General features: G+C 61.9%; 27 protein-coding genes. 12 read left to right on the forward strand and 15 right to left on the reverse strand.

Translation table 11 applies throughout. The features are described from left to right. Positions 1-11 precede the first annotated feature (11 nt). Positions 12-644: a CoA pyrophosphatase gene (locus tag NKI16_RS20305; protein ID WP_023679492.1), complete on the forward strand. Its 633-nt coding sequence runs from the start codon at positions 12-14 to the stop codon at positions 642-644. Continuing rightward, positions 641-1,909, forward strand: a complete 1,269-nt coding sequence (locus NKI16_RS20310; protein WP_031212590.1) for a CCA tRNA nucleotidyltransferase — start codon at positions 641-643, stop codon at positions 1,907-1,909. The genes NKI16_RS20305 and NKI16_RS20310 overlap by 4 nt, the downstream gene beginning before the upstream one ends. Positions 1,910-1,912: 3 nt before the next feature. On the opposite strand, the gene NKI16_RS20315 is transcribed toward NKI16_RS20310, so the two are convergent. The 3 genes from NKI16_RS20315 to hemF form a co-directional block, all read right to left on the reverse strand. Next, on the reverse strand, positions 1,913-2,098 hold the full coding sequence (locus NKI16_RS20315; protein ID WP_023679490.1) for a DUF1059 domain-containing protein: 186 nt from the start codon (positions 2,096-2,098) through the stop codon (positions 1,913-1,915). A gap of 280 nt (positions 2,099-2,378) precedes the next feature. Further along, positions 2,379-2,639 carry a DUF1344 domain-containing protein gene (locus tag NKI16_RS20320; RefSeq protein WP_023679489.1) on the reverse strand — a complete coding sequence of 87 codons (261 nt, stop codon included), beginning with the start codon at positions 2,637-2,639 and terminating at the stop codon, positions 2,379-2,381. Between the two features lie 256 nt (positions 2,640-2,895). After that, positions 2,896-3,810: an oxygen-dependent coproporphyrinogen oxidase gene (gene hemF / locus NKI16_RS20325; protein WP_023679488.1), complete on the reverse strand. Its 915-nt coding sequence runs from the start codon at positions 3,808-3,810 to the stop codon at positions 2,896-2,898. Positions 3,811-3,913: 103 nt separating this feature from the next. Between hemF and NKI16_RS20330 the strand changes: the two genes are divergently transcribed. Further along, complete coding sequence (locus tag NKI16_RS20330) at positions 3,914-4,171, forward strand: hypothetical protein (protein WP_023679487.1); 258 nt, start codon at positions 3,914-3,916, stop codon at positions 4,169-4,171. Positions 4,172-4,207: 36 nt separating this feature from the next. Here the strand turns inward: NKI16_RS20330 and NKI16_RS20335 are convergent, their stop codons facing one another. The 3 genes from NKI16_RS20335 to NKI16_RS20345 all read right to left on the reverse strand — a co-directional run bounded on the left by NKI16_RS20335 (position 4,208) and on the right by NKI16_RS20345 (position 5,750). After that, positions 4,208-4,558, reverse strand: a complete 351-nt coding sequence (locus tag NKI16_RS20335) for a hypothetical protein (RefSeq protein ID WP_156937440.1) — start codon at positions 4,556-4,558, stop codon at positions 4,208-4,210. A gap of 119 nt (positions 4,559-4,677) precedes the next feature. Then, positions 4,678-5,121, reverse strand: coding sequence for a redox-sensitive transcriptional activator SoxR (gene soxR / locus NKI16_RS20340; RefSeq protein ID WP_023679485.1), 444 nt, complete (start codon positions 5,119-5,121; stop codon positions 4,678-4,680). 170 nt (positions 5,122-5,291) lie between these two features. Next, positions 5,292-5,750: a tRNA (cytidine(34)-2'-O)-methyltransferase gene (locus tag NKI16_RS20345; protein WP_023679484.1), complete on the reverse strand. Its 459-nt coding sequence runs from the start codon at positions 5,748-5,750 to the stop codon at positions 5,292-5,294. A gap of 283 nt (positions 5,751-6,033) precedes the next feature. Between NKI16_RS20345 and NKI16_RS20350 the strand changes: the two genes are divergently transcribed. Genes NKI16_RS20350 through NKI16_RS20365 form a run of 4 tightly spaced genes read left to right on the forward strand, consistent with a single transcriptional unit; the run spans position 6,034 to position 10,708 of the window. Then, entirely contained in the window at positions 6,034-6,576 is a 543-nt protein-coding gene (locus NKI16_RS20350) for a hypothetical protein (RefSeq protein WP_031212588.1), read from the forward strand. Positions 6,577-6,602: 26 nt separating this feature from the next. Continuing rightward, on the forward strand, positions 6,603-8,492 hold the full coding sequence (locus NKI16_RS20355) for an ABC transporter ATP-binding protein (protein ID WP_352782466.1): 1,890 nt from the start codon (positions 6,603-6,605) through the stop codon (positions 8,490-8,492). Further along, positions 8,489-10,369 carry an ABC transporter ATP-binding protein gene (locus NKI16_RS20360; protein WP_352568015.1) on the forward strand — a complete coding sequence of 627 codons (1,881 nt, stop codon included), beginning with the start codon at positions 8,489-8,491 and terminating at the stop codon, positions 10,367-10,369. The genes NKI16_RS20355 and NKI16_RS20360 overlap by 4 nt, the downstream gene beginning before the upstream one ends. Positions 10,370-10,393: 24 nt before the next feature. Continuing rightward, on the forward strand, positions 10,394-10,708 hold the full coding sequence (locus tag NKI16_RS20365; protein WP_023679480.1) for a DUF6665 family protein: 315 nt from the start codon (positions 10,394-10,396) through the stop codon (positions 10,706-10,708). 27 nt (positions 10,709-10,735) lie between these two features. Here the strand turns inward: NKI16_RS20365 and NKI16_RS20370 are convergent, their stop codons facing one another. Continuing rightward, the gene (locus tag NKI16_RS20370; RefSeq protein WP_023679479.1) at positions 10,736-11,092 is read right to left on the reverse strand and encodes a cupin domain-containing protein; all 357 of its coding nucleotides are present in this window, start codon (positions 11,090-11,092) and stop codon (positions 10,736-10,738) included. A 280-nt stretch (positions 11,093-11,372) separates the two neighbouring features. Here NKI16_RS20370 and petA point away from each other — a divergent pair, with 280 nt between their 5' ends. The 4 genes from petA to NKI16_RS20390 all read left to right on the forward strand — a co-directional run bounded on the left by petA (position 11,373) and on the right by NKI16_RS20390 (position 14,971). Then, positions 11,373-11,933 carry a ubiquinol-cytochrome c reductase iron-sulfur subunit gene (gene petA / locus NKI16_RS20375; protein WP_352638464.1) on the forward strand — a complete coding sequence of 187 codons (561 nt, stop codon included), beginning with the start codon at positions 11,373-11,375 and terminating at the stop codon, positions 11,931-11,933. A gap of 16 nt (positions 11,934-11,949) precedes the next feature. Next, positions 11,950-13,251 carry a cytochrome b gene (locus NKI16_RS20380; RefSeq protein WP_352586768.1) on the forward strand — a complete coding sequence of 434 codons (1,302 nt, stop codon included), beginning with the start codon at positions 11,950-11,952 and terminating at the stop codon, positions 13,249-13,251. A gap of 88 nt (positions 13,252-13,339) precedes the next feature. Continuing rightward, positions 13,340-14,212, forward strand: coding sequence for a cytochrome c1 (locus tag NKI16_RS20385; RefSeq protein WP_023679477.1), 873 nt, complete (start codon positions 13,340-13,342; stop codon positions 14,210-14,212). A gap of 213 nt (positions 14,213-14,425) precedes the next feature. After that, on the forward strand, positions 14,426-14,971 hold the full coding sequence (locus NKI16_RS20390) for an adenine phosphoribosyltransferase (RefSeq protein ID WP_023679476.1): 546 nt from the start codon (positions 14,426-14,428) through the stop codon (positions 14,969-14,971). 43 nt (positions 14,972-15,014) lie between these two features. Here NKI16_RS20390 and NKI16_RS20395 read toward each other — a convergent pair whose 3' ends face one another. From NKI16_RS20395 to NKI16_RS20430, 8 genes are all read right to left on the reverse strand, one after another. After that, positions 15,015-15,485 carry a MaoC family dehydratase gene (locus tag NKI16_RS20395; protein WP_023678444.1) on the reverse strand — a complete coding sequence of 157 codons (471 nt, stop codon included), beginning with the start codon at positions 15,483-15,485 and terminating at the stop codon, positions 15,015-15,017. Further along, positions 15,482-15,943, reverse strand: coding sequence for a MaoC family dehydratase (locus NKI16_RS20400; protein WP_352782464.1), 462 nt, complete (start codon positions 15,941-15,943; stop codon positions 15,482-15,484). Before NKI16_RS20400 ends, NKI16_RS20395 begins: the two co-directional genes overlap by 4 nt. 134 nt (positions 15,944-16,077) lie before the next feature. After that, entirely contained in the window at positions 16,078-17,052 is a 975-nt protein-coding gene (gene corA / locus NKI16_RS20405; RefSeq protein WP_352841381.1) for a magnesium/cobalt transporter CorA, read from the reverse strand. 217 nt (positions 17,053-17,269) lie between these two features. Next, a complete protein-coding gene (gene ychF, locus NKI16_RS20410) occupies positions 17,270-18,373 on the reverse strand; it encodes a redox-regulated ATPase YchF (RefSeq protein ID WP_352782462.1) in 1,104 nt (367 codons plus the stop codon). A gap of 77 nt (positions 18,374-18,450) precedes the next feature. Beyond that, a complete protein-coding gene (locus tag NKI16_RS20415) occupies positions 18,451-19,014 on the reverse strand; it encodes a hypothetical protein (protein ID WP_352782461.1) in 564 nt (187 codons plus the stop codon). A 3-nt stretch (positions 19,015-19,017) separates the two neighbouring features. After that, positions 19,018-19,743, reverse strand: coding sequence for an aminoacyl-tRNA hydrolase (pth, locus tag NKI16_RS20420; RefSeq protein ID WP_352782460.1), 726 nt, complete (start codon positions 19,741-19,743; stop codon positions 19,018-19,020). A gap of 23 nt (positions 19,744-19,766) precedes the next feature. Continuing rightward, complete coding sequence (locus tag NKI16_RS20425; RefSeq protein ID WP_023678438.1) at positions 19,767-20,411, reverse strand: 50S ribosomal protein L25/general stress protein Ctc; 645 nt, start codon at positions 20,409-20,411, stop codon at positions 19,767-19,769. 253 nt (positions 20,412-20,664) lie between these two features. Beyond that, positions 20,665-21,159 carry a DUF2938 domain-containing protein gene (locus tag NKI16_RS20430; RefSeq protein WP_352450509.1) on the reverse strand — a complete coding sequence of 165 codons (495 nt, stop codon included), beginning with the start codon at positions 21,157-21,159 and terminating at the stop codon, positions 20,665-20,667. 95 nt (positions 21,160-21,254) lie between these two features. Here NKI16_RS20430 and NKI16_RS20435 point away from each other — a divergent pair, with 95 nt between their 5' ends. After that, the gene (locus NKI16_RS20435; RefSeq protein ID WP_352450508.1) at positions 21,255-21,932 is read left to right on the forward strand and encodes an ArsR/SmtB family transcription factor; all 678 of its coding nucleotides are present in this window, start codon (positions 21,255-21,257) and stop codon (positions 21,930-21,932) included. The last annotated feature ends 162 nt before the right edge of the window (positions 21,933-22,094 follow it).

The following is a 22,094-nucleotide window of genomic DNA, read 5'->3' on the forward strand; positions in this document are numbered from 1 at the left end:
GACCGCCTATGATGGATCAGGTGATGCCGTTGCCGTTTTCCGCTGCCGGGTTTCGCCAGCGCGTCGCGGCACAGCCGCTGGCGCATGCCGGCGACGATTTTGGCGACCACCGCTTCAATCCGGGCCATCCCAGGCTGAAGCTGGCCAAGGCGCTGCGCGATGCCGCCGTGCTCATCCCGGTGGTCGATCATGGCCATGAAGCCACGGTCCTTTTGACCAGGCGGGCGGAAAAGCTGCGCAACCATTCGGGGCAGGTGGCTTTCCCCGGTGGTACCATCGATCCAACCGATGCGAGCCCGGAAACGGCGGCGTTGCGCGAGACATCCGAGGAGATCGGTCTCGATAGTGATTACATCGAGATCATCGGCCGTCTGCCGGACTACGTTTCCGGCAGCGGCTATCGCATCGCCCCGGTGCTCGGGATTGTACGGCCCGGTTTCAGCCTGACGCTGAATTCCGACGAAGTCGATGCCGTCTTCGAGGTGCCGCTGGGCTTTCTGATGGACCCCGCCAACCACACCAGAGACAGTCGCATGTGGAACGACCTCGAATGGTTCTATTACGAGATGCCCTATGGCGGCCAGCGCATCTGGGGCGTCACCGCGGGCATCATCCGTACGCTTTATGAAAGGCTCTATTCGTGAGCGATCCAGTGTCGATCGCGGGCAAGGCCGGGTGGCTCGGCGAACGCCACCTGCAGCGCCTGCTCGCCGCGCTGACCGATGGCGGCGAGGAGGCGCGTGTCGCCGGCGGTGCGGTGCGCAACGCGCTCATGGGCCAGCCGGTCGCCGACATCGACATCGCCACCACCACGGTGCCCGAGGAAACCATCCGGCGCGCCGAGGCGGCAGGCTTCAAGACGGTACCGACCGGCATCGAGCATGGCACAGTCACCGCGGTCGGCCACGGCAAGGCCTATGAGGTCACCACGCTGCGTGCCGATATCGAAACCGACGGCCGGCGCGCCAAAGTGTCGTTCGGCCGCGACTGGAAAGCCGACGCTGAGCGGCGTGATTTCACCATCAATGCACTCTATGCCGAAGCCGATGGAACGGTCGTCGATCTGGTCGGCGGTATCGCCGATATCGAAGCGCGGAGGCTGCGATTCATCGGCGATCCGGAAGCGCGTATCCGCGAGGATTATCTGCGCATCCTGCGTTTCTTCCGTTTCTTCGCATGGTATGGCGACGGCAGGCCGGATGCCGAAGGGTTGAAGGCTTGTGCCCGGCTGAAGCAGGGGCTCGACCAGCTCTCGGTCGAGCGCGTCTGGTGGGAATTGAAGAAATTGCTGTCAGCGCCAGATCCGTCGCGGGCGCTGCTGTGGATGCGCCAGGCCGGCGTTCTGACCGCCGTTTTGCCGGAAAGCGAGAAATGGGGCATCGATGCCATCCACGGGCTGACCAAGACCGAGAAGGATCTGGCCTGGGCGCCGGACCCGCTGCTCAGGCTGGAAGCCATCGTGCCGCCGGATGCCGCGCGCATGAAAACGCTTGCCGAGAGATTGAGGCTTGCCGTGAGCGAAGCAAGCCGGCTGCGGAATTGGGCGATCACGGCTGCCGTCGATCCGAAAACGACCGAAGGAGAGTTGGCGAAAAGGCTTTATTTTGGCGACCGCCAAGGCTTTGTCGATCGGTTGCGGCTGTTGCTCGCTTCCGCTCGAGCCCGCGCGGTCGAAGACAATGACGCACTGCTCGAAGCCGGCGGCTTCTCGCGCCTGCTTGCCTTCGCTGCAAAATGGCAAAACCCTGTTTTTCCGGTCAAGGGCGCCGATCTGACGACGCTTGGCGCATCACCGGGGCCGAAGCTTGGTGCAACGTTGAAGAATCTCGAAAAGGAATGGGTCGAGTCCGGTTTTGCGCTTGATCGCGGCGCGCTGCTCAAGCGCGCCGCGGAGGCACTCGAATCCTGACCGTCACGCTGCGTCGCGGACCTTTTCGATGCGCGAGCGGATCGCCTCGATCATCGTCTCGCGGATCACCGTCTCGCCGTGCGTCTCGCGCAGATGCTCGACGGCACGGCGCATGACCTCAGCCTCCTCCTCGGCGCGTGTGTGCCACTCGCAGCCGGGTACGAGCGACCCGCAATGGAATTCCTTCATCGGCTTCTCCTCATTTCCTCCTTGGAGCGCCGCGCCGCGCAATGACACGGAAGCTCCAGACCTTTGACTGCGCGATCCGGAAACCGCGTCCGGTATCCGGGCTACACGCTGGCCAGCTTAGCATAACACGATCGAACGGTTTTGGTTGCCTTAGAGTGCCGTGCGTCCAAGCCGACACGCGGCCCTCTAGTGATCGGGTTGCGAAAAGGCGGAGCATCGCTGCTCCGCCCTCTTACGCTACCCAGGAGTAAGACCTCGTCTTGCTCCAGCGGGCAGGACATCACTTCACGATCTTGACTGCCTCGGCAATTTTATCCTTGCCGCTCATATCCCACGTGACGCGGACCTTTTCGCCGACCTTCAGGCCAGGATCCTTGAAGGTCTGGGGCAACGTAAAGGTGGCTCCGTTATCCAGAACTAGGCTCATCGCCGTTCCATCAAAGCTTTTGATCGTGCCGGTGGTGTGCTTGACCGCAGCGAATGCGGCAGTACCAGAGGCGAGAACGGCAGCGGCGGCTGCGGTCATAATAAGCTTGCGCATGGCATGCTCTCCTGGAAAATGCGGGCACCGCTTGGGAAAGGTGCCCCATTCAATCTGGGCCGTCCGGTCACGTCGGGTCGCGGCTCTCGGGAGTAAAGAACCGCCGGCGTTTCCCGGCCCGACGCGACAAATAGCCCAATCTTTACAATGGCATATTAGACGAAAAAGATATTTTCTGGCGCGCCTTGCGCCACATTCGCCGTCAAATTCTGGGGATTTGGACCCGATTGCGGCTCACGTCGTGCTCACCGAGATTTTACGGCCATTTCGCTTCTGGCGGCAGGCTGGACAGGATCGAGGCGACATTGCCGCCGGTCTTCAGCCCGAAGATGGTGCCGCGATCGTGAAGCAAGTTGAATTCGACATAACGGCCGCGGCGGATGAGCTGCTCGTCACGGTCGCCATCGGTCCAGTTGTCATTGAAGTTGGCGCGCACCAGATGTCCGTAGACGACGAGAAAAGATCGCCCGACGTCCTGGACGAAGTTGAAATCGGCGTCCCAGCCGCCTTTGTCCTCATCCGAATGCAGCCAGTCGAAGAAGATACCGCCGGTACCGCGTGGCTCGTCGCGGTGCGGCAGGTAGAAGTACTCGTCGCACCAGGCTTTGAATTTCACGTAGTCGGCGATCGCCGCGTTCTTCTCGCAGGCAAATTGCATCGCTCTGTGGAAGGCGATCGTGTCGGGGTCGTCCTGGCTGCGGCGGCGGTCGAGCACCGGTGTCAGGTCGGCGCCGCCGCCGAACCACTGGCGCGAGGTGACGACCATGCGCGTGTTCATATGCACGGCCGGCACGTTGGGGTTCCACGGATGGGCGATCAGCGAAATGCCGCTTGCCCAGAAGGAGGGGTCCTCTTCGGCGCCCGGCATCTGCTTCCTGAATTCGGGCGAGAACTCGCCGTGGACGGTCGAGGTGTGGACGCCGACCTTCTCGAAGACGCGGCCGTGCATCATCGACATGATACCGCCGCCGCCCTTGCCGGCATCGCGTTGCCACGGCGTCTTTTCGAAGCGGCCGGGCGACCAGCTAGCCTGCGGCCCCTGCAGGTCCTGCTCGATCTGCTCGAAGCTGGCACAGATGCGCTCGCGCAACGTCTCGAACCACAGCCGTGCCTTCGTCTTCTTCTGTTCGATGTCGGCTGGCAGCCCCGCCGGTATCTCGGGTCGTTGCAAATCCTGTCTCCGGTTGCGGGCGCGCCCGACAAATGACTCGTCTTTTCCGGCCGCGATCCCTAATCTCTTGGGTGCAAGGGTAAAGTGTGAATGGAGTTCTTTCGTGCGCACCCCGGCAAGACCGCCGCTGGATGGCCTGAAGAAGAGGCTCGACCGTTCGCGCGCCGAGAACGCGCGCATGCCGCGCGACGGCTTCCTGCGCGAGACCTTCGTGCTGCCGCGCTCGGACGCTCGTCTCAAGGCGAAGGAATGGTTCGAGCGCTTTCCTAAGCAGGCCTATTGGACCGAGATCGAAAGCTGGTTCGAGCGGCCGGGCGACGTCATCGAATTCACCATCAGGCGGCTGCCGGCGGCGGATTAACGCTCCGGTCTCGAGGCTGAACGTATCAGGGCTAGTTCATCTGCCCTGAACGATCTTGATAAACACGCTTCTGTCGCCCGTTCCAAGATGCGCTCGTTTCATCTCGGCATACGTCAGGCGCCCATTCGCGAAGGCCCGCACGGTTCTTCCGCACCAGACACGTGGCGCCGCGGCTGCGCTGACATTCATGATCTTGCCAGCTTCCTGCTTCGAACTGAGAGGCGATTGCTCCGAATGCCTGATGCATTCCGTAAGCACTTTCTTATACATGGCAGGACTGCCCTGAACCAAAGTCCTTGCCGTATTCCATTCACCTTCGCTCGGCATGCATCCAGCCAACACAATGGCGCCAAGCAACGCGGCGTAAGTCTTGTATGCAAATTTCAATTCTGCCCCCCAAGGTTAGTTGCAGGGGCGTATCAAGCACGGGCACATGACCTTCACAAGACTGTATAGTGACTAACGGACAGGATAAGTTCGCTGAACCCGTCCAGACCGTCATGGCTTCAACGCACGACCAGCCTGCGGGCGCCCGCGCCGTCCCTTGCCAGCCTGTCGTTCTTATTCCGCAGCGGACATTTGTCGATCGACATGCAGCCGCAGCCGATGCAGTCGCTCAGCCCGTCGCGCAGCTTCTTGAGCTGACTAATTTTCTGGTCGAGGTCGTCGCGCCAAGCCGTCGAAAGCAGGTTCCAATCCTCGCGCGTCGGCGTCCGGCCTTCAGGCAATGATCGAAGGGCTGTGCCGATCTCGGCCAGCGAAATGCCGACCTCCTGCGCTACCTTGATGATCGCCACCCGTCGCAGCACGTCGCGGCCGTAACGCCGCTGGTTGCCTGATGTGCGGTGGCTGCGGATCAGCCCGCGTGCTTCGTAGAAATGCAGCGCCGACACCGCCACGCCGCTGCGCATCGCCACCTGGCCGACTGTTAATTCCGTTGCCGCAGCCATCTCCGATTTTCCGCTTGACCTCAAGTTAAGTTGAGCTTGTAGCGAAGAAGCCTCGAAGATGCAAACGGCAGGAGAAGGCGATGGGCGTCTGGATGAGAATGACCGGAGAGGACGCAGTGTTGCGTGAGGATGACGCCTTGGTCGCTGCGGCCGGCGATCGCGTACACATCCTAGCGGAGCTGCCGGATCGCCTCGGCCGCCACCATTGCAACGGAAAGCGCGACGTTGATGCTGCGCGCGCCGGGCTGCATCGGGATGATCAGTCGCGCATCCGCCGCCTCGTGAACGGCGTCCGGCACGCCTGCGGATTCACGGCCGAACAAGAGAATGTCGTCGCCGGCAAAAGCGAAATCCGTGTAGGCGGCAGCTGCTTTGGTCGACAGCAGCACCAGCCGCCGCATGGCAAGCTTGCGCCAGTCCTCGAAGGCGTGCCAGTCGACATGGCGGGTCAGCGCCGCCATTTCGAGGTAGTCCATGCCGGCCCGTTTCAGCGCCCGGTCACCGAGCGGGAAGCCCGCCGGTTCGATGATGTCGACGCCGAGACCGAGGCAAGCGGCGAAGCGCAGGATTGTCCCGGTGTTGCCGGCGATATCAGGCTGATAGAGCGCGATGCGGAGACGGTCGTTCATTTCCGCGTCTTTCTAATAAGTGGCAGATCAGCCACAGAGCTCTCGCGGTTTTGGAAATTCCTGGACTGGCGGGTGGTCATTTTCTGCGAAGTCGGTTATACGGCCAGCATTGTCAACCCGAACCGATGGAGGGGTAATTCATGATGGCCATGCACATCCACCACCCCTCTCGTGGGCTTACCAGCCCGACGGCGGTTTCGGTACGACGATTCTCCTGACCTTCTAGACTTCAATCGCACCGATTCCCGCCGAAACCTTTTTCGGCCTTTGAAGGAATCCTGCGATGTTTTTCAAGCTGTGGAAGGGGCTGAACGCCCCACCTGAACACGCTTCGACCGATGCCACCTTTGCCGCGCCGCGCGTGCCCGCGGCCTGGGTTGGTTCACCCTTCTACCTGCATCTTCAACTGGAGGACGGACCGATGTTCGATCCATGTAGAATACCCGGCTCAAGAAGCCTGCACGAGCGCAAGACTGCGACCTGGGCGCTTTTGATCGGCGAGACCTACTCGTCGGCGGTTCACGCCGAGACCCGCCGGCGTCCGCATCGCGGCATGCTGCCGGACGTCGATTTCTCGCGCGCCGTTCCGGACTATAGCCGGCCGTCGCTGGTGCGCCGGATCATCAGGCTGATCCGGCCTGGTGCAAAAACCAGCGCGAAAATCCGGATCGTCAAAACGTCGTCAGCATCGTCAAACGAGACTGTCGGCGAAAGGCCCGCGACAACCTATATAGCGCGAAGCAGGACCGGCGAGGCGGACGATTCCGTATCGCCGGTCCTTGACGCCATGCGGTCTGGGCACCTCGTCCGTTCGCGTGCCGCGTGAGCGGAAACAGTATTGTGAGCATCTCTATGTTTAGCTGGTTTGAAAAAAGGCTCGATCCGTTCCCTGCCAAGGAGCCGGTCGAGCCGCCGCGGACACTGATCGCCTTCTGCGTGCATTATACGCGCGGCGCGTGGCCCTACATCGCTCTCGATGCGGTACTGGTGACGGCCATCGCCCTTGCCGAGGTGTGGATGTTCGGCTTCATGGGCCGGATCGTCGACTGGCTGTCCGGACAGAATCGCGAGACGTTCCTGCAGACCGAAGGCTTGAAGCTGGTCGGCATGGCCTTCATCGTGATTTTCGCGCTGCCGGCGACGGTCTGGTTCCATTCGCTGCTCAACCAGCAGACGCTGATGGGTAATTATCCGATGCGTATCCGCTGGCAGGTGCATCGCTATCTGCTCAAGCAGTCAATGAGCTTCTATCAGGACGAGTTTGCCGGGCGCATCGCGACCAAGCTGATGCAGACCGCGCTCGCGGTGCGCGAGTGCGTCATCAAGCTCATCGATGTGCTCAACTATATCGTCGTCTATTTTCTCGGCATGCTGTTCATTGTCGGCTCGGCAGACTGGCGGCTGGCTGCGCCGCTTGCCGTCTGGCTTGCCGGATATGTCCTGCTGTTGCGCTATTTCATCCCGCGGCTGGGCAAGGTCGGCGAGGAGCAGGCCAATGCGCGCTCAACCATGACCGGCCGTGTCGTCGACAGCTACTCCAACATCCAGACGGTCAAGCTGTTCTCGCATGCGCGGCGCGAGGCATCCTTCGCCAAGGACGGTATGGCCGGCTTTCTCGATACAGTCTACCGGTCGATGCGGCTGGTGACACAGCTCTACGGCCTGCTCTACGTCCTGAATTCGCTGCTGTTGTTTTCGGTCACCGCAATCTCGCTATGGCTGTGGCTCGGCCAAGCCGTGACGATCGGCGCCGTCGCCCTGGTCATCGGCCTCGTGCTTCGGCTCTGGGGCATGTCGCAATGGATCATGTGGGAGATGTCCACGCTGTTCGAGAATATCGGCACGGTGCAGGACGGCATCGCCTCGATCTCGCTGCCGCGCCTCGTCGAAGACCGGCCTGGCGCCAAGGATATTGCCGTGACCAAGGGCGAGATCCGTTTTGAGGACATCCGCTTCCATTATGGCAAGCAGAAGGGCGTGATCGAAAGCCTGTCGCTGACGGTGAAGCCGGGCGAGAAGGTCGGCATCGTCGGCCGTTCGGGTGCCGGCAAGTCGACGCTGGTCAATCTTCTGTTGCGCTTCTATGACCTCGAAAGCGGCAAGGTCCTGATCGACGGCCAGGACATTGCGGCGGTGACGCAGGACTCGCTGCGCGCCCAGATCGGCATGGTCACGCAGGACACCTCGCTGCTGCATCGCTCGGTGCGCGAGAATATCCTCTATGGCCGGCCGGACGCCAGTGACCAGATGCTGATCGAGGCGGCGCGGCGCGCCGAGGCGCTGGATTTCATCGCCGGATTGTCGGATTCTAACGGTCGAAAGGGTTTCGACGCGCATGTCGGTGATCGCGGCGTCAAATTGTCCGGCGGCCAGCGGCAACGCATCGCCATAGCCCGTGTTATGCTGAAGGACGCACCAATCCTTATCCTCGACGAAGCGACCTCCGCCCTAGATTCCGAGGCCGAGGCGGCCATCCAGGAGAACCTCTACAGACTGATGCAAGGCAAGACCGTCATCGCCATTGCGCACCGGCTGTCGACGATCGCCGCCATGGACCGGCTCGTCGTCATGGACAAGGGCCGCGTCATCGAGGAAGGTTCGCATGAGGAACTGGTTGCCAGCGGCGGGCTCTACGCCCAGCTCTGGCAGCGCCAGTCGGGCGGCTTCCTGCTCGACGACGGCCCCTCTGCCAACGATGCAGCCGCCAACGATGCACTCGTCAAGGGTGAAGCCGCCGAATGACTGCCATCTACCGCTGGTTCGAGAACTGGGTCTATCCATTCCGGGAGCCTGCGGACCTTCGGCCACCTGCCGGCGTCAGGGGTTTCCTCTGGCATTATGTTGGGCAGGCGAAGATCGCCTTCTTCGCCATGCTGCTGATCGGCGGCATCGCGCCGTTAGTCGAAGCCGGACTGTTCTATTTCGTCGGGCGGCTGGTCGACATCCTCGACCAGCTTCCCGGCGAACGCAGCTGGCACGCGTTGTGGACTGCCGCCGGCCCGGAACTTGTCTTCATGATCGCGGTGGTGCTGGTCATCCGCACCATCGTCGTCGGCCTGTCGGCGCTGGTCGACGAGCAGACGATCACGCCGGGTTTCTATAATCTGGTGCGCTGGCAGGCGCATCGCCATGTCTCGCGCCAATCCTACGCCTTCTTCCAGAACGACTTTGCCGGACGTATCGCGACCAAGGTCTGGCAGGCGGGACAGGCGACCGGCGATCTGATGGAAAGCTTCATCGAGGTCGTCTGGTTCATGGTCGTCTATACGGTAACGACGCTGGCGCTGGTCGCCGGGCTCGATCTCCGGCTGGCGGTGCTGGTGGTGATCTGGATTACCGCCTTCGGCTTGCTGGCCAGGCGCTATTTGCCGGCGATCCGCAAGCATGCCGAAGCCACCGCCGAAGCCGGCTCGATGATCACCGGCCGCCTTGTCGATTCCTATTCGAACGTCCAGACGCTGAAACTGTTCTCGGCCGATGGCGACGACCGCTACATCAGGAACGGCTTCGACATCTATCTCGACGCGCTGCGCCCGTTCACCCGCCGGCTGACCGGCGTGCGCATGGCACTGACGATGCTGTCGGGCATTATGATCACGGCGATCGCCTGCTTTGCCGTTTATCTCTGGGTCGAGGGTTCGATCACAGTCGGCGCCGTGGCTTTCACGCTGTCTTTGGTGCTGCGGCTGAACATGCTGCTCGGCCGGCTGATGATGCAGCTCAACGGCATCTTGCGGAACCTCGGCGTGCTGGAAAACTCCAAGGCGCTGATCTCACAGCCGCTCGGCCTGATTGATGCGCCGGACGCGAAAGAGATTGTCGTCGGCGGCGGGCGTATCGACGTCAGCAATGTCGAGTTCCACTACGGCAAGGGGTCCGGCGTGCTCGACGGCATCGACCTCGTCGTGCGGCCGGGCGAAAAGGTCGGCCTGGTCGGCCCGTCCGGCGCCGGCAAGACGACCTTGGTCAATCTGATCCTGCGCCTCTACGACCTCGAGAGCGGCAAGATCACCATTGACGGGCAGGACGTCTCCAGGGTCACGCAGAATTCGCTGCGCGCCAATATCGGCGTCGTCAGCCAGGATACGGCACTTTTCCACCGCTCGCTGCGCGACAACATCAAGCTCGGCATGCCGGAAGCGACCGACGCCGAGGTGGTCGCGGCAGCGAAGAAGGCCGAGGCGCACGAGTTCATCCTCGGTCTGCGCGACAATCGCGATCGTATCGGCTACGAGGCCTATGTCGGCGAGCGCGGCGTCAAGCTCTCCGGCGGCCAGCGCCAGCGCGTGGCGATCGCCCGCGTCTTCCTCAAGGATGCACCGATCCTGGTGCTCGATGAGGCGACCTCGGCGCTCGATTCCGACATCGAGGCGGCGATCCAGGAAAATCTGGCAAGGCTGATGGAAGGCAAGACGGTCATCGCCATCGCGCATCGGCTATCGACCATTGCGGCACTCGACCGGCTGGTGGTGCTCGACGAGGGCCGCATCGTCGAGCAAGGCACGCATGACGAGCTGGTCGGGCTCGACGGGCTCTATGCCAGGCTGTGGAAGCGGCAGTCCGGCGGCTTCCTGTTCAACGAAGAGAGCGCGTTGGCCGAGACCCGGCCGGCGGAGTAGTTTTCTATAAAGCGGAGTGAAATCATGGCGGTGAGAATGCCATCGAATTTCGGACGGTCCGGCGCGCAGGAGAGCGCGTTGGACCTGCTTGGCCATGAAATCCTCGGTGAAAAGGCGGCAGCGCTCGGCCGCGCCGGCCGGCGCGTCGAGGAAACATTGACGAGGCTGCGCGAGAATTGCGACAGTGTCGACCGTGCCCGGCTGCTCAGGGATGCAGCCGAAGCGGTGCACGGGTATTTCATCCAGCGCGAACTCTGCGGCCTGCGCAAGCACGACGCGGTGATCCGGGAATACAACATTCCCAAGGCCGTGCTGGCCAGGCTCGGCGCTAGCGCATGATCCGAACCGGAACTGGTTTGGGAAGCGTTATTCCAGCCACTCGGTGATGAAGCTGCCGTTCTCGTGTATGTCGGTGGTTTCCAGCGGGCCTGGCCCGAGATTGGTGAATTTGTGCGGCGTGTTCGGCGGCACGATCAGGATCTGGCCGGCTGTGGCCTCGATCTGCCGGTCGCCGACGGTGAACAGGCCGGTCCCGGTCCGGATGATAAAAATCTCGCAATAGGGGTGGCTGTGCAGCCTGGGGCCGCCGCCGATCTCGGGCAGGTAGTTGAAGATCAGGCAGCTGTTGGAGCCGTAGGCGCCGCATTGCAGCTCGCCCTGCCAGTGGTCGGGCCAGTGGTCGGGCGCTTCGGCCCACTTGTCGCGGTCTATGACATGCGCCATAGGGCGAGGATAAACCGGGCCAGCGTCCGCTGTCGAGGTGAGCGCAGTCGTTTGGTTTTGCTGCTGTTTTCCAATCGTTCCGCTGGGCAAATTACGTCCCCGCGACAATCTGCCCTTGTGCCTTCACCCGTCTGGACAAAAACAGGCTTCACGCATAAACCCAAGTCCCAAATGCCGGAGGAATTCGCTAGCCTGTTCGCCATGCGCTGTCGGGCCGGCGTGATTGAGCGGGGAACAGGCTCGGCCGCCGGCACGGAAGAGACGAAAGGATCAGGCACCCGTGAGCGCAACCGACACCCAGGATCCCAACCGTCGTGATTTTCTCTACGTCGCCACCGGCATGGCGGCGGTGGTCGGCGCGGGCGCTGTCGCTTGGCCGTTCATCGATCAGATGCGTCCGGATGCCTCGACGCTGGCCCTTGCCTCGGTGGAGGTCGACGTCTCTTCGCTGACGCCAGGAATGTCGCTCGTTGTGAAGTGGCGGGGCAAGCCGGTGGTCGTGCGCAACCGCACCGAGCAAGAGATGAAGGACGGCCAGGCGGTCAATCTTGCCGAGCTCAAGGATCCAATCGCCCGCAACGCCAATTTGCCGGCCGACGCCCCGGCAACCGACGCCAACCGCACCACGCCGGGCAAGGAAGCCTGGATGGTGATGGTCCAGGTCTGCACCCATCTCGGCTGCATCCCGCTCGGCCAGGAAGGCGATTTCGGCGGCTGGTTCTGCCCGTGCCACGGTTCCGTATACGATACCGCCGGCCGCATCCGGAAGGGGCCGGCGCCCGAGAACATGGCGGTGCCGGTGTTCCAGTTCATTTCCGACACCAAGATCCGTATCGGCTGAGGCAAGGGATATTTCCATGAGCGAGGGACACTCGACCTATACGCCCAAGACCGGCATCGGACGCTGGTTCGATTCGCGCATGCCGCTGCCGCGGCTGGTCTATGACAGCTTCATCGCCTATCCGGTGCCGCGCAATTTGAATTACGCCTGGACCTTCGGCGGCATTCTCGCGCTCATGCTGGCGGCGCAGATCCTGACCGGTATCGTGCTGGCCATGCACTACGCGGCCGACAGCACTCTCGCCTTCGATTCGGTCGAGAAGATCATGCGCGACGTCAATTCGGGCTGGCTGCTGCGCTACCTGCATTCGAACGGCGCGTCGTTCTTCTTCGTCGCCGTCTACATCCATATTTTCCGTGGCCTCTACTACGGCTCCTACAAGGCGCCGCGCGAGCTGCTGTGGATCCTCGGCTGCATCATCTACCTCTTGATGATGGCGACCGGGTTCATGGGCTATGTGCTGCCCTGGGGCCAGATGAGCTTCTGGGGCGCCACCGTCATCACCGGCTTCTTCACCGCCATCCCGCTGGTCGGCGACTGGATCCAGCAGCTTTTGCTCGGCGGCTTCGCGGTCGACAATCCGACGCTGAACCGTTTCTTTGCGCTGCATTACCTATTGCCGTTCATGATCGCCGGCGTCGTCGTGCTGCACATCTGGGCGCTTCACGTCGTCGGCCAGAACAATCCGACCGGCATCGAGGTCAAATCGAAGACCGACACGCTCGCCTTCACGCCTTACGCGACCATCAAGGATGGGTTCGGCATGATCGTGTTCCTGTTCGTCTTCGCCTATTTCGTCTTTTATCTGCCGAACTATCTCGGCCATCCGGACAATTACACCGTGGCCAACCCCCTGAAGACGCCGGCCCACATTGTGCCGGAATGGTACTTCCTGCCGTTTTACGCGATCCTGCGCGCTATCACCTTCAATATCGGGCCCATCAACTCCAAGCTCGGCGGCGTGCTCTGCATGTTCGGCGCGATTGTCATGCTGTTCCTGGTGCCGTGGCTCGACACCTCGAAGGTGCGCTCGGCAGTCTACCGGCCCTGGTACAAGCTGTTCTTCTGGCTGTTCGTGGCCGACGCCATCCTGCTCGGCTGGCTGGGCTCGCAGCCGGCCGAGGGCAGCTATGTGTTCATGGCGCAGATGGCGACGCTGTTCTACTTCGCCTTCTTCCTGGTAGCGCTGCCGGTACTTGGGCTGATCGAGACGCCGCGGCGGCTGCCGAATTCGATCACCGAGGCGGTGCTCGGGAAGAACAAGGGTGGCGGTGGACATCCTGCCGGCGCCACGGCCGCGCCGGAAACCAAAGGCTGAGCATGATCCCGAAAAGTGGAAACCGGTTTTCGGACAAGATCATGCTCGAGACGATGACAGCGCGTCAGAGAATCTCAAGGGGATTTGCATGAAGAAGATTCTCACCTCGCTGGCGCTGCTTGGCCTTGTGGCCGCGGGCATTGGGGCCACAGGCACTGGAGCGCGCGCCCAGGAAGAGGCGCACAACGAGGCGGCGCCGACGCATTTCCCGATACACGAACCAAAGGAAATGGACTGGAGCTTCGCCGGGCCGTTCGGCACCTACGACAAGGCCCAGTTGCAGCGCGGGCTGAAGGTCTACAAGGAAGTCTGCTCAGCCTGTCATTCGATGAATTTGGTGGCGTTCCGCACGCTGGAAGGCCTTGGCTATTCGGATGCGCAGATCAAGACGCTGGCGGCCGAATACACGATCCACGACGGCCCGAACGATGCCGGCGACATGTTCGATCGCCCCGGCAAGCCGTCCGACCATTTCCCGGCGCCGTTCCCCAATGCGGAAGCGGCGGCGGCGGCCAATGGCGGCGCAGCACCGCCCGACATGTCGCTGCTGGCCAAGGCGCGCGGCGTTGAACGCGGCTTCCCGCGCTTCGTCTTCGACATCTTCACGCAATATGCCCAGGGCGGTCCCGACTACATCCACTCGCTGCTGACCGGCTACGACCAGCAGCCGCCGGCGGGCATGGTCATACCGGAAGGCACGCACTACAATCCGTACTTCCTGTCCGGTGTGTCGCTGAAGATGCCGAAGCCGCTCTCCGACGGCCAGGTTACCTATGATGACGGCGCGCCGCAGACGGTCGACCAGTATTCTCGCGACGTGTCGGCCTTCCTGATGTGGGCGGCCGAACCGCATCTCGAGGACCGCAAGAAGACCGGCTTTCGCGTACTGGTCTTCCTGCTGCTGTTCGGCGCACTGGTCTACCTGACCAAGCGCAAGGTGTGGGCCGGCGTGGCGCACTGAGCCCGGCAACACACGAGACCGGGAGGGCGTCGAAAGGCGCCCTTTTCATTGCAGGCATTTCGATTTATTGCAGCCGTCGCTGAGCACGCCCTTTGCCGGACAATTTTCCGTCAGGCGTCACATGGCGGTAGCCGGACTTGGCTGCACCGGGTTACGATTGGCCAATTCCCTTCACGTCTTCAGCCGAATCTGAAAGGCCCGGAGAGCCGCTTGATGAAATCCTCGCTCGAAGAGACGCTGCTTGCCGCGATCCGCACCATTCCGGATTATCCCAAGCCGGGGGTCCTGTTTCGCGACATCACCACGCTGCTCGGCAATGCGCGGGCCTTCCGCCGCGCCATCGACGAACTGGTGCATCCCTATGCCGGCCTCAAGATCGACAAGATCGCCGGCATCGAGGCGCGCGGCTTCATCCTCGGCGGCGCCATCGCCCACCAGCTCTCGGCCGGCTTCGTGCCGATCCGCAAGAAGGGCAAGTTGCCTTACGAGACGGTGCGCGTCGCCTACAGCCTGGAATACGGGCTGGACGAGATGGAGATGCACAAGGACGGTGTTTCTCCAGGCGAGAAGGTAATCCTCGTCGACGATTTGATCGCCACCGGCGGCACGGCCGAGGCGGCCGTCAAGCTATTGCGGCAGATCGGCGCCGATATCCTCGCCGCCTGCTTCGTCATCGACCTGCCGGACCTTGGCGGCCGAGAGAGGTTAGAGGCGCTCGGCGTACCGGTGAGGACGCTGATCGGGTTTGAGGGGCATTGAGCGTTTCTTCCTTCTCCCCTGTGGGAGAGGGAAAGAACTCCGCTCACTCCACCTTCACCAGCACGGCACTTTCGAATTCGATGACCTTGTCGCCGGTCGAATCGAAGGCCTCCGAGCGGAGCGTCAGCAGCCGCCAGCCCGGTCGCGAGGCGATGGGGCGATGGGCCAGCGCGGTGCGGGTGAAAGTCACGGTTTCCCCGGCATAGACAGGTTTGGGCCATTTGAGATTCTTGAAGCCGGGCGAGGGGCCGAATTCCGGCACCGGCCCAGGACCGGGCCAGCGGGCGACCTCTGCCTCTATGCCAGCCTCGAGGTTCAATTTCATCCAGGTGGCGGCGGTGTGCCAGCCCGAGGCGCAGAGCCCGCCGAATATGCTGTTCCTCGCCGCCTCTTCGTCGATATGGAATATCTGCGGGTCGTATTTGCGGGCGAACGCCTTGATCGCCTCCGGTTCGAATCGATGTGAACCGAGCGTGACGGTGATACCGATGCAGAAGAATTCGTCGAGGCTCACGCACTGCCCTCGCGGGTGAGGAACATGACGGTGTTTTCGAGCTCGAAAACACCTTCGCCGCGCTGGTTGAACAACTCGCTGCGCATGGTCACCAGGCCAAGCCGGGGCTTCGATCTGGACAGTCGCTTGGCAAGGACGGTGGTGCTGCCGGTCAACAGGTCGCCGGCCAGGACTGGCCGTTTCCATTTGACCTGGTCGACGCCCGGCGCGCCCTGGGAGGTCGAGTCGAGCAGGAAGGCATCGCACAGCATGCGCATGAACATGGCGCAGGTGTGCCAGCCCGAAGCCGCCAGCCCGCCGAGAATGCTGGCCTGGCCCGCGGCCTCGTCGAGATGCATCGGCTGGGCATCGAATTCACCGGCGAATTCTATGATTTCGGCGGCACTTACCAGCTTGGTGCCGAGGTCGAGCGAAGCGCCCTCGACAAAATCCTCATAAGCCCAGGTCTTTGCGGTCATGGTCTGGAAATCCTGTTCAGGATTGTACGATCGCTACGGGTCCGGGTCCCGGATGCAGGCAGCGTGGCATTTGGTCAAGCAATTTCTATTGCGCCAGCCCGCTGCGCCCAAGCCGCAGCGCGGTATTGACGACCCTATAGCCAGCCGCGGCGGCGGAAATACCAGAAGGGCAGGATTGCCGAAAGCACCATCATGCCGATGGCGAAGGGATAGCCAAAGTGCCATTTGAGCTCAGGGATGATGTCGAAATTCATGCCGTAGATCGAAGCGACAAGCGTCGGCGGCAGGAAGATGACAGCGGCGACGGAGAAGATCTTGATGATGGCGTTCTGCTCGATCGAGATCATGCCGAGCGTCGCGTCGAGCAGGAAGCTGATCTTCTGCGACAGGAAGGTGGCGTGGTCGGCGAGCGACAGGACGTCGCGCGACAACGTCTTGATGCGAGCGCGGCTGTCCTTGCTCATCCTGCTTTGCGTGGAGGCATGGGCGAGAAAGCCGGCAAGGCGCTGCAGCGAGATCAGGCTGTCACGGATCGAGGAGGCGAGGTCCTCCTTGCGGCCAATGCCTTTCAACAGCTCCTGGAAGTCGCGGTTGCGCTTGGAAACCTTGGTCGAGCGTGCCTCGAAGATGTCGCGCGAGATCGTCTCGACGTCGCGGCCGGCGCGCTCCAGAATGTCGGCGAGGCGGTCGACGATCGCCTCCAGCAGTCCGATCAGGATGGTGTCGCCGCTGGTGCAGCCGGTCGCCACCTTCTCGGCGCGCAGCGGAAAGGTCTTGAACGCCTTCGGCTCGTGGTAGCGCACGGTGATCAGCCTACTGCCGGCGAGCACGAAGGTGACCGGCGACATCAAGGGATCGTTCACCTCGGTCTGCGCAGGCAGAATGGCGGTCATGAAGTAGGCGCCGTCCTCGACGTAGAGACGGCTCGAGATCTCGATCTCTTCCATCTCTTCGCGGGTCGGAACGGCGATGCCGAGCCAGGTCTCGATCGTGGTCTCTTCTTCCTTTGTCGGGTTGAAGAGGTCGACCCAGACGACAGTGTCGCTGTTTTGCAAGAGATCGTCGACCAGGCGCAGGCGATCATTGTCGACGACGAAGGCCTTGATCATCGCCGGGTCTCCCTTGCTGTTGCCAAAGAGCGTTCGTTTGGAGGGGGCGCGTCAGTCACATCGCACGGACACGGGCAGGCGAGGCGCGAGGCCGGTGCAGAGGCCCCTTAGACCCCGCACGATGGCCCGTCAAGCAGCGCAAGAGGCACTGCGAGACCCTGCTTTGAAGTTTGTCATCGAGCGACGGCAATGGTGACCATTGGGCTCCCTCGCCGGGTCAGGTGTTGAACTTGAACAGCATGATATCGCCGTCCTGGACGACATACTCCTTGCCTTCGTCGCGCGCCTTGCCGGCCTCCTTGGCCGCGACTTCGCCGCCCAGCCTGACGAAGTCCTCATAGGCGATGGTCTGGGCGCGGATGAAGCCGCGCTCAAAATCGGTGTGGATGACGCCTGCCGCCTGCGGCGCCTTGGCGCCCTTGTGCACGGTCCAGGCGCGTGTCTCCTTGGGGCCAACGGTAAAGTAGGTGATGAGCTGGAGCAGCTCGTAGCCGGCGCGGATGACCTTGTTCAGGCCGGGTTCGTCCAGACCGAGCGTTGCCAGGAATTCCATCTCCTCTTCGTCCGAGAGCTGGGCGACCTCGGCCTCGATCGCCGCGGAAATCACAACGGTGCGGGCACCTTGCGCGGCGGCCATCTTCTCGACCGCCCTGGTATGCGCGTTGCCGGTGGCGGCATCGGCTTCCGCGACGTTGCAGACGTAAAGCACCGGGTGTGAGGTCAAGAGATTCAGCCCCTGCAGGATGCGCAGATCCTCAGCCGAGATGCCGTTGAGCAGTATGCGGGCGGGCTTGCCGGCCTGCAGCAGTTCAAGCGCCGCTTCCATCATCGGAAGTACGGTCGCTGCTTCCTTGTCCTTGCCGGCGGCACGCTTGCGGATCTGCACGATGCGGCGCTCAAGGCTGTCGAGGTCGGCAAGCATCAATTCGGTTTCGACGGTCTCGGCATCAGCGACAGGATCGATGCGGCCCTCGACATGGGTAATGTCGTCATCCTCGAAGCAGCGCAGCACATGGACGATGGCGTCGACCTCACGGATGTTGGCGAGGAATTGGTTGCCAAGCCCTTCGCCTTTGGAGGCGCCACGCACTAGGCCGGCAATGTCGACGAATGAGATGCGGGTCGGGATGATCTCCTTCGACTTGCCGATCGCGGCGATCTTCTGCAGGCGCGGGTCGGGCACCGCCACCTCGCCGGTATTCGGTTCGATGGTGCAGAACGGATAATTGGCGGCCTGCGCCGCCGCCGTCCTGGTCAACGCATTGAAGAGCGTCGACTTGCCGACATTGGGCAAGCCAACGATGCCGCATTTGAAACCCATTTTTGTCTGGTCCTATCGGGAAATCGAAATTTGATCAGGGCTATGGGCGAAAGCGCCGATGATCGTCAAGGCGCAATTCAATTCAGACGCTGCGCGATGTCATCGGTGCCTATCGCCAACGAACGAACGCCGGACCTGCTCAGTATTTGCAGAAGATGCCAGAACGCGTCGACCTCAGCGGTTCCAAAATCGATGGTCAGTTGCCCGTCGAGCAATTGCGCACTGTGAATGACGTTTCCGACGGTCTCCGATGTTTCACGCTCGCCATCGATATCGAACCAGCCGCGAAACCATTCGTCGAAGAGATCGCCGTCGAGCTCATTCATAGGGAATTTAAAATGAACCTCATCCCACCTGAAAGGTGAGATGAGGACATCCATTCCACCCATCCCGGCGTGAATATCCGGAGAGAATTTCACATAGGAATCGCTGTTGATGAATTGCGGATTTGGCTGTCCGTCATTACTGACGAAATCAACCGCGATGAAATTTCGATAGAAGGAATCGACGTTCGAAAACTTGATTTCGGTCGCATGCGATCCTTGGCTGTTGCGAGCAAGTTCGCCGGCAGCGGCGACGAAATAATCAACATACTTCTGTCTGATGAGACGGACCAATTCCTGAATGTCATCCAGATCCATGGCTCAGTCCTTGCCGCCAAAAAGCTTCTTCAGCATGGCCGCCATCGGGCCGGTTTCGGGCAGCTTGGCCGCCGGCTGCTGCGGCCGCGCCTGGCGGACGTGGCTTTGCGCCTTTGGCGCCTTGGGCGGCGGGCGATCGTCGTCGTCCGTCGGCGTGAGCTTGTCGCGCAGCGCCAGCGTCACGCGGTTCATGAACGAATTGTCGTCGCCCTTGGCAAGCAATCCGGCACCATCGGCGATTGCGTCGAGCAGCACGTCCAGCCATTCGCGGTCGCCCTTGGCGAAATCGCCAAGCACATGGCCGTGCACCATTTCCTTGACGCCGGGATGGCCGACGCCGATGCGCACACGGCGAAAATCCTTGCCGACGTGCTGGTCGAGCGAGCGGATGCCGTTGTGGCCGCCGGAACCGCCACCGACCTTGACCCGCACCTTGCCGGAGGCAAGGTCGATCTCGTCATAAAAGACAGTCAGCGCCGAAGGGCCGAGCTTGTAGAAGCGCAAGGCTTCGCCGACCGACTGGCCGGACAGGTTCATGAAGGTCTGCGGCTTGATCAGGATCACCTTTTCGCCGGCAAGCGTGCCTTCGGCGATCAGGCTCTGGAATTTCTTCGACCAGGGCGAAAAGGAATGGCGGCGGGCGATCGCGTCCGCCGCCATGAAGCCGACATTGTGCCGGTTGTTGGCGTATTTCGCGCCCGGATTGCCGAGGCCTGCAAAGACAAGCATCGTCGCCTCCGGGCGGGAAGGGGTTACTTCTCTTCGGCGGCAGGAGCCGCTTCGGGCTCAGCCGCTTCAGTCGTCTCTTCCGCGGCCTCCGGCTTCATCGCCGAGGAGCCGGCAATGGTCGCGATGGTGAAGTCGCGGTCGGAGATCACCGGCTTGACGCCGGCCGGCAAGGTGATGGCCGAAATGTGGATCGAATCGCCGATATCGGTACCGGTGAGATCGATGGTGATGAAATCCGGGATCGCATTGGCCGGGCAGTGGAACTCGACCTCGTGGCGCACGATGTTGAGCACGCCGCCGCGCTTGATACCGGGCGACTTGTCTTCATTGATGAAGTGCACGGGCACGTCGACATTGACTTCGGTATCCTTGCCGATGCGCAGGAAATCGACATGGACAGGGAAATCCTTGACCGGGTCGAGCTGGAAATCCTTGGGCAGAACCTGGATCTTGTTGCCGTCGACATCGATCGTGGCGACCGTGGTCAGAAACCCGCCGCCATGGATCTTGTAGTAGATGTCCTTGTAGGTCAGCGCAATCGCCAGGGGAGGCTGCTTGTCGCCGTAAATCACTGCAGGCACTTTACCGTTGCGGCGAACTGCACGGGCGGACCCCTTACCGACCTGTTCGCGCGCTTCGGCCTTGAGCTCGTAAGTATCGTGGCTCATGGCATTTCCTTTCGCGTTGTTCTGGAGCGCTCACGGTCAGCGTGGCTGGGCCGTAAACGTCGAAAGCCACCGGGCCTGCATATCCGAAAGCCAGCAGCCGCATAAGCAAGCGGACCTTTTGTTCGGGATCACAAGGGAAGGCAGCCTTCCGCCGCGTTGCCTCCAAGGGTGTCTACGCGGGTGGCGGCTCTATAGCCGAAGGCGGCGCGAGGTGCAAGCGGGCGGAAGGGCGCCAGGGATGGACCGTGTCCCATCAGGCCGGAAGTAGCAGTGCCGAAAGCAATCCTGCAACGTACAGCCCAACCCCGAAAGACAGATGGGCCATAAGGCTGCGCAGGCGCGCAGTGCGCGGATTGGGAACTTTCGAAGCCGCGATGCCGATCCCAAAAGCCGGTTGCATCACGAAGAACGGGGCGACGATGGTGCAGACGCCGATCAACAGGGCCGGAAGCACTGTCGGGTGCCGTGCCCAGTCGAGGCCCCACACTCCAATCAGCGCTGCGGCAAATACGATGCCGGTCGCGTAATGCGCACTCCATCCAATGGCGGTTTCGCCGCGAACGCGGGCAGCTTGTGCGATATTCGCATGTGCAAAACGTCCATGTGGAAAGTGCCCGATCCAGCGGCCGACCCAGGCGTAATCAAGCGGTGGAATCGCGAACATTCGCTTCAGAAACCATCCCCAGAGATCCATCAGGGCTGTCGCGCCGATTCCAATGACGGCCGCACGGACAACGAACTCCAACATTTTGGCATCTCCTGTTTCACCTGTCAGACACTAGCCAAAAAGAATCAATCATTCAACATATTGATTGATTGATTGAGTGATGCTAGCTATGTCATATGAAAAGCGCGGACGTTCACCACCCAATCTTCGACGAAATAGCGGATCTCGCCCGCACCTTGGGGCATGCCCACCGGCTGGTTCTGTTGCGTCACATTGCCGATGGCGAATTGGCCGTCGAACAACTGACGCAACTTTCCGGGATCGCGTTAGCGAATACGTCGCAGCATCTTCAGCACCTCAAGCGAGCGGGCTTGGTGCAGACCCGGCGAGACGGAAAACGCGTTCTGTACCGGCTTGCAGATGGCCCAATCGAAAACGTGCTTGCGGCGCTGCGAAATCTTGCAAACCACAGACGCCAGCAGATCCGTGAGTTTATCAACGATAGCATCAGCCAGCCGGACAGGTTGGAAAACATCTCGCGCGAGGAACTCGTGCGCCGCATGCGAAACGACGAAGTCGTGCTGCTCGATGTCAGGCCGCAGAACGAATTCGTAGCGGGGCATTTGCCGGGTGCGATCAACATTCCCGCTGACGAGTTGGAGCAGCGGCTTGCGGCGCTCCCACGGGAAAAGGTCGTTGTCGCCTATTGTCGTGGAGTCCAGTGCGTTCTGTCGGCCGACGCCTTGGCAATCCTCAGGGCACGAGGCTGGGCCTCGCGCCGGTTCGAAGGCGGCTTCCCCGACTGGGTGGCTGCAGGCCTGGGGGTAGAGGGCGTGAATTACGAAAGCGGTTAACGGCCGCCAAATCGGCGTCGCCGGCCAAGCCCGAACACAAATGGAAAGGTGGGACCGCGGCGGGGCAATGCCCACGGCGGGTGGACGGCGCGCGCCGGCAGCATGGAAGGGAGCCAATGAACACCTATTCGGAAACAAGCGGTGGAACCGGCGTTGCGGAAG

It is taken from the genome of Mesorhizobium sp. M0698 (assembly GCF_040320455.1).
Classification (GTDB): Bacteria; Pseudomonadota; Alphaproteobacteria; order Rhizobiales; family Rhizobiaceae; genus Mesorhizobium.